This is a genomic window from Clostridiales bacterium (assembly GCA_012512255.1).
Taxonomy (GTDB): Bacteria; Bacillota; Clostridia; order Christensenellales; family DUVY01; genus DUVY01.
The window spans coordinates 1-5,996 of the sequence record JAAZDJ010000126.1 but is presented as its reverse complement, the minus strand read 5'-3'; the positions used below and the strand labels follow the sequence as shown (position 1 = coordinate 5,996).

The 5,996-nt window shown below is 40.6% G+C and carries 4 protein-coding genes; 2 read left to right on the top strand and 2 right to left on the bottom strand.

The window, feature by feature from the left end; genetic code table 11:
• Positions 1–2,074 (bottom strand): hypothetical protein (locus GX756_06405; GenBank protein NLC17488.1); only part of this gene is annotated, 2,074 nt, incomplete at its 3' end.
• A gap of 346 nt (positions 2,075–2,420) precedes the next feature.
• On the opposite strand from GX756_06405, the gene serC reads away from it, so the two are divergent.
• Both serC and GX756_06395 read left to right on the top strand, forming a co-directional pair.
• A complete protein-coding gene (gene serC / locus GX756_06400) occupies positions 2,421–3,491 on the top strand; it encodes a 3-phosphoserine/phosphohydroxythreonine transaminase (GenBank protein NLC17487.1) in 1,071 nt (356 codons plus the stop codon).
• Positions 3,492–3,513: 22 nt separating this feature from the next.
• Positions 3,514–4,674, top strand: a complete 1,161-nt coding sequence (locus GX756_06395; GenBank protein NLC17486.1) for a 3-phosphoglycerate dehydrogenase — start codon at positions 3,514–3,516, stop codon at positions 4,672–4,674.
• A 28-nt stretch (positions 4,675–4,702) separates the two neighbouring features.
• On the opposite strand, the gene GX756_06390 is transcribed toward GX756_06395, so the two are convergent.
• A partial coding sequence (locus GX756_06390) for a PASTA domain-containing protein (protein NLC17485.1) occupies positions 4,703–5,996 on the bottom strand: 1,294 nt, incomplete at its 5' end.

Here is a 5,996-nt window from a genome sequence, read left to right as displayed (position 1 = left end):
TTGTGGAAGCGAGAAGTTCTTTTAGGTTGCGGACTTCGGCCAAAATTTCAGGGTCAAATTCGCCTTTTTGGATATAGATCTGTTCTTTTAATGCCCTTATCTCGTCCAGTAACGCCTCGTTAGTGACGCCGGGCGTTTCCTCATAATCCGAATAATCGGTTAGCGCGCTAAACTGCTCTTTTAGCTCGTTTACCGCGTTAAGCACTAATTCGTAATTAATGTCTTTAGCCCTTAACTCTTCTTGCAAGGTCAATATTTGCGATTTTATATATTCTAAATCAGGGCTTAGATTTTTTTGCTCTAATTCTTGTTTGAGGTCTGCGATCCCTTGAATAAGTTCGGAATGCCTTTGCTCGCTCAAAGCAACGATGTTGTCTTTTAGCGCGGAGATTTCATCCAATATTTTGTTAATATGCTCAACTGCGGCATCGTTTTGGTCGCCAAAGACTGCCTTAATTTCGTCAATTGCTAAATCAAGCTTGGATTGCAAATCGTTAATCCTGCTGGCGTCATTTTCTTTTATTAGTTTGCAAAGCTCGTTAAGCCTGTCGGTAATTGACCTGTAATTGACCGACGGCCTTATTTTGCTGTAATCGTTAATAGGCACTATGTCGCCTATTCTTAATGTGGAAAAGATTTCTTTGGCCTTTTCCAATCTTTCTTTTGCCAAATCCGACTGGTCAATTTCATAATCGTTATTGGCTTCAATCAAATCATTAAATAGATTTTGGTTGTATGTGACATATTGATTGTTTTGCAACCTGTTTCTGAGTTTTAAAAACTTTTCGGCTATTTGCGGAAGTTCGTAAGTGTTCGCCCTTTCCAATTCGGCTTTTAACTCAAAATAATAATATATGTCCCTTTCTCTGTCCGCCGCCGTAGTGTTGTAAATAAGCTCGGCCGCAATCTCGGGCGTCAAAATAGTGCCAAAAACTTTGTTTCGTATCCTATAAAAATCAGAAGCAATCTCCTCGTGAACGCCGACAGGAAGCTCGGCAATTAGTTCGTTAAATTTGGAGATGGCCGAAATTTTTGCATAAAGATTGCCCGTGGATATTATTTTTTTGAATTCGGAATATTCGTCTTTTAAACTTGAATAATCAATTTCGCCGTCTTCGTTAATTCGCGAGATAGCGCTAAGTCCCAGCGCGTGCCTTATGCTCTTGATGTAAGCGAGCACATCGTCGTTTTTTAAAGAAACATTCCTGATTTGGTTGATAATATCGTTCAAAGACTCTTGGTCTTCGGTCTTAACATAAGGCTCGGGGCTCTTAGCGTTTAATTTGGATTCAAGGCGGTTAATATATTGCAAAATTTGATTGAGATCTTGGCTTTTGGTCTTGCTTTCTAGTTGTTCTATTTTTTTGTTGATTTTTTGGAGTTCCTCAAACAAAAGGTTCTGTTCGGACGCTTGGGCGTTTTGCGCTTCCTGGGTTTGCCTGTCTTTAGGCGTTTTGCCTAACGCGGCCAACTTTTCGTTTAGTTCTTCCTTTAGCGCGTTTAGTTGCCTTTGTATTTCTTGGGAATGCTGCATTCTATAATTTTCCTCTCTTAGTTTTGCTAATTCGTTTAAAATCACTTCGTTGCCTGCGCTTTGACTAGGGATAAAGACATAAGGCATTGCGTTAGGCGCGTAAAAAGGCGCATTAGCAGAAACTTCCCCTTTTCTTCTGTTTTCAAGCCGCTCAAGCTTTTCGCTTATATTTTTTAATAAAGCATTAATTTCTTCCGCGTCCGCCTCGTCAATAGCGTCCACGGGCATAGGTTGATTATAATCATCGTATTGATAATCGTCTGGATAATCTTGGTTGGAATAGTCGTCGGAAATTTCTTGATTTTGATAAGTATCGTCTTGAAAATTAGCTTCGGCAAAATCCTCGCTATAATCTTGACTGTCTTGGGAATGGTAATAATTCTCATTATCTAAATCAGCCAAAAAATCATCATAATCCAAAGAATTATCAATAAAGTCGTCGGGATTTTGACTATCTTCTATAAAATCTGCGGAATTATCGTCTATAAAATCAATATTGTCTTTTTTTCCAAAAAAGGATCTTTTTTTATTTTTGGCCATATTTTCCTCAACTCAACAATCCGCATAATTTGTCATATTATATAGTATTTTATCTAATTGTTCAATATATTAATTAATTTTTAATGTGGATATATTTAAATTATTATAACATATTAATAATCAAAAATTAATAGATAAATAACCAAAAATCCAAATTAGTATTAAAAACTATAAAAAGACTATAGCGATTTAGCGCTTTATCAGGCTATTAGTTTGAAAATAAATTAACGATCTATGGCAATTGACTGTTAATATATTTGATTTGGAGATTAAATTAATGTATAATAACTATTATTATATCAGATATTATATCAGAAATTTGATTATTATAATCAATTAGGAGTTTATTATGAGAGTGTATAATTTTTCACCCGGTCCCGCAACTCTTCCCGAAGAAGTCTTAAAAGTTACCCAAAAGGATTTGCTTAATTATAACAACTGCGGCTTTTCGGTAATGGAAATGAGCCATCGCTCAAAGCCCTACAAAGAAATAAACCAAAGGGCGCAGGATTTGTTAAGGGAACTTATGAATATTCCTGAAAACTACGAGGTCATTTTCGTTCAGGGCGGCGCCACCACTCAATTTGACGCGGTGCCTCTTAATTTAAGCGTCAAAAAAAGGGCCGATTATGTTATCACGGGCAACTTCGCTAAAAAAGCTTACAAAGAAGCGTGCAAATACGGCGATATAGCGATTGCGGCAAGCAGCGAGGACAAAAATTTTACCTATATACCTAAAAATATCGTATTTAGGGACGAGATTGATTATGTCCACATTACGACCAATAACACTATTTTTGGGACTAGATATACCTCTTTGCCCAAGGCAAACGCTCCTATAGTCGCCGATATGTCGTCAAATATTTTAAGCGAAAAAATAGATGTGAACGAGTTTGGCGTCATTTACGCGGGAGCGCAAAAAAATCTTGGACCCGCAGGCGTTACCGTGGTAATTGTAAGAAACGATCTTGTTGATAAAACGCACGAACTATGCCCTACTATGCTCAAATGGTCCACGCATATAAAGGATCAAAGCTTATACAACACTCCGCCTTGCTGGTCTGTTTATGTTATGATGCTGGTTTTGGAATGGCTAAAAAATCTAGGCGGCCTAGATTATATTCAAAAAATTAACGAAGAAAAAGCTCAGATATTATATGATTTTATTGATAATTCGGACTTTTATGTAAACAATGTTCAAAAAGAAGACCGTTCTATTATGAATGTGCCTTTTAAAACGCCTTCGTCTGAATTGGACGAGAAGTTTATAGCCGAAGCCGAACAAAACGGTTTGAAGCAGCTAAAAGGACACAGGCTTGTAGGCGGAATGAGGGCTTCTATTTATAACGCCATGCCGATAGAAGGCGTAAAGAAGCTTGTTGAATTTATGAAAAAATTTGAGCTTGAGAACAAATAAATAATTCAAGGAGATATGGATTATGTATTCTATCCTAAAATTAAATGAGATATCGCCTTTGGCTAATAAATATTTTGATTCGCGCTTTAATTTTACCAAAGAATGCTCGGACCCCGAAGCTATTATGCTAAGAAGCTATAACTTGCATGATTATGAATTAAACAAATCGCTTTTGGCGATCGCAAGGGCGGGCGCGGGCGTAAACAATATTCCCGTGGACAAATGCACAAAGGCGGGTATTGTGGTATTTAATACGCCGGGCGCCAATGCCAATGCTGTAAAGGAGCTTGTAATTTGCTCGTTGTTTTTGGCGTCAAGAAAAATATACGAGGGCATAAATTGGGTTCAGTCTTTAAAGGGCTCGGAAAATGTGGCGGCGGCGGTGGAAAAAGGCAAGAAAGCGTTTGCCGGCCCTGAAATATACGGCAAAAAACTTGGCGTTATAGGTCTAGGGGCCATAGGCGCTTTGGTGGCGAACGCGGCTGTGGAACTTGGGATGACTGTTATAGGTTACGACCCTTATATTACCGTTGATAACGCATGGCATTTATCCACCCATGTTATAAGGGAAAACGACCTTAACAATCTTTACGCCAATTCCGATTATATCACGCTCCATATCCCGCTAAATTCCAGCACCAAATATATGCTGGATGTGGAAGCTTTTTCTAAAATGAAAAGGTCTGTCGCTATAATCAATTGCTCAAGAGGCGAGCTTGTGAATAATGCCGATTTGATAGACGCTATTAATAAAGGCATTGTGTCACGATATGTGACCGATTTTCCTACGGAAGAAATTTTGGGCATAGAAAATATTATCACTATCCCCCACTTGGGAGCTTCCACGCCCGAGGCCGAGGATAACTGCGCCGTTATGGCGGCAAAGCAGCTTGCGGACTTTTTGCAAAACGGCAATATTGTCAACTCGGTAAACTTCCCCGACACGACATTGGCGCGCACTTCTAAATGCCGCCTTACCGTAATCCATAAAAACGAACAAAGTTTGCTATCGCAAATAACCGAATCCATAAGCGCAGCGCATATTAATATCGCCACAATGGTAAGCCAAAGCCAAGGCGAATACGCTTACACTATCTTGGAGCTTGACGACGACTTATCGGGCGATGTACTGAATAAACTGCAAAAAATTGAAGGCGTTATTAGACACCGCGTGATAAAATAAAAAAAACAGCCCCTAAGGGCTGTTTTTTTTAATCCTCGTTTTCAAGCCTTATCAATACTACCGTTCGTTTTCTTACCATAACGCCTACGGCGGGCGTTTGATTTATAACCTTTCCGCTAGCGCCCGCGACTTCAAATTGAAGTCCCAAACTCTTAAGTTTGGCGGCTGCCTCGGAATATGAAAGCCCGATTAAAGCTGGCATCTCTATTAATTCTTTGTCTTTTTGGTCGCCAATATCTTTATCAGGGGCGACGCCTTTATAAGCGAATATCCCTTTGAACATAAAAGCGGCGTATGGCGCGGCCACAATGCTGCCGTAGTATAAATAGCCCGCGGGCTCATCCACTATGACAAGCACGGCATATTGGGGATTATCCATGGGCGCAAAGCCCAAAAAGCTGGAAACATATTTGCCTCTTGCGATTACGCCTTTTTCATACTTTTGGGCCGTTCCCGTTTTTCCGCCTATCCTGTATCCGCTTACGCCCGCGTTGCGGCCGCTTCCGCTTATAACCGCTTCTTCCAAAATGCCTCTCATCAAATCGCTGGTAGAACTTGCTATTACTTGGGCTGTTTTGACAGGGTTATTGATATATACCGTTTGGCCGTCATGCGAACGGATTTCTTTGACAAAATGCGGTTTCATAAGTTTTCCGCCGTTTACCACGGCGCAAGCCGATGTAATAAGCTGCAAAGGCGTCACGGCAATAGCCTGCCCAAAACCTATTCGCGCCAAATCCACTGTTTTTACGCTGTTTTTGTTCATCACTATGCCTTTGGATTCCGCCAAAAAATCCACGCCCGTAGCCCTTCCGAAACCAAAGTTTTGGATATAGCCATAAAAATCATTTACGCCTAACCTCAACGCCAAGTCCACAAACACGCAGTTGCACGAGTTGTTAACGGCTTCTTGGAGAGATTGTGACCCGTGCCCGCCGCTTTTCCAACATTTGATTCTTTGGCCGTCCACGGTTCTGTATCCGGGGTCATAAAACCTATCCTTTAACGACGTTTTGTTTTGGTCCAGCGCGCCCGAAAGTGTAAAAATCTTGAAAGTTGAACCTGGCTCAAAAACATCGGTAATTAACCGGTTTTTTGTTAAGTCGTTAAGAAGGGGTATGTTGTCGCGCGGCGGGTTGTTGAGGTCAAATGAAGGCGAGGTCGCCATAGCTAGTATCGCGCCCGTATTGACATCCATAACCAAAACGCTTGCCGATTTGCTGTTATATGTTTTATACGCGTCCAGCGCCGCGCTTTCCGCCAGCTTTTGTATTTCGCAATCAATAGTCAATACTATATCGCATCCCGGCACGGCGGGAATG

What these genes read in the sequence shown, in the direction of transcription:
- GX756_06395 (NLC17486.1), top strand. Translation starts at nt 3,514, where the DNA reads ATGTATTCTATCCTAAAATTAAATGAGATATCGCCTTTGGCTAATAAA.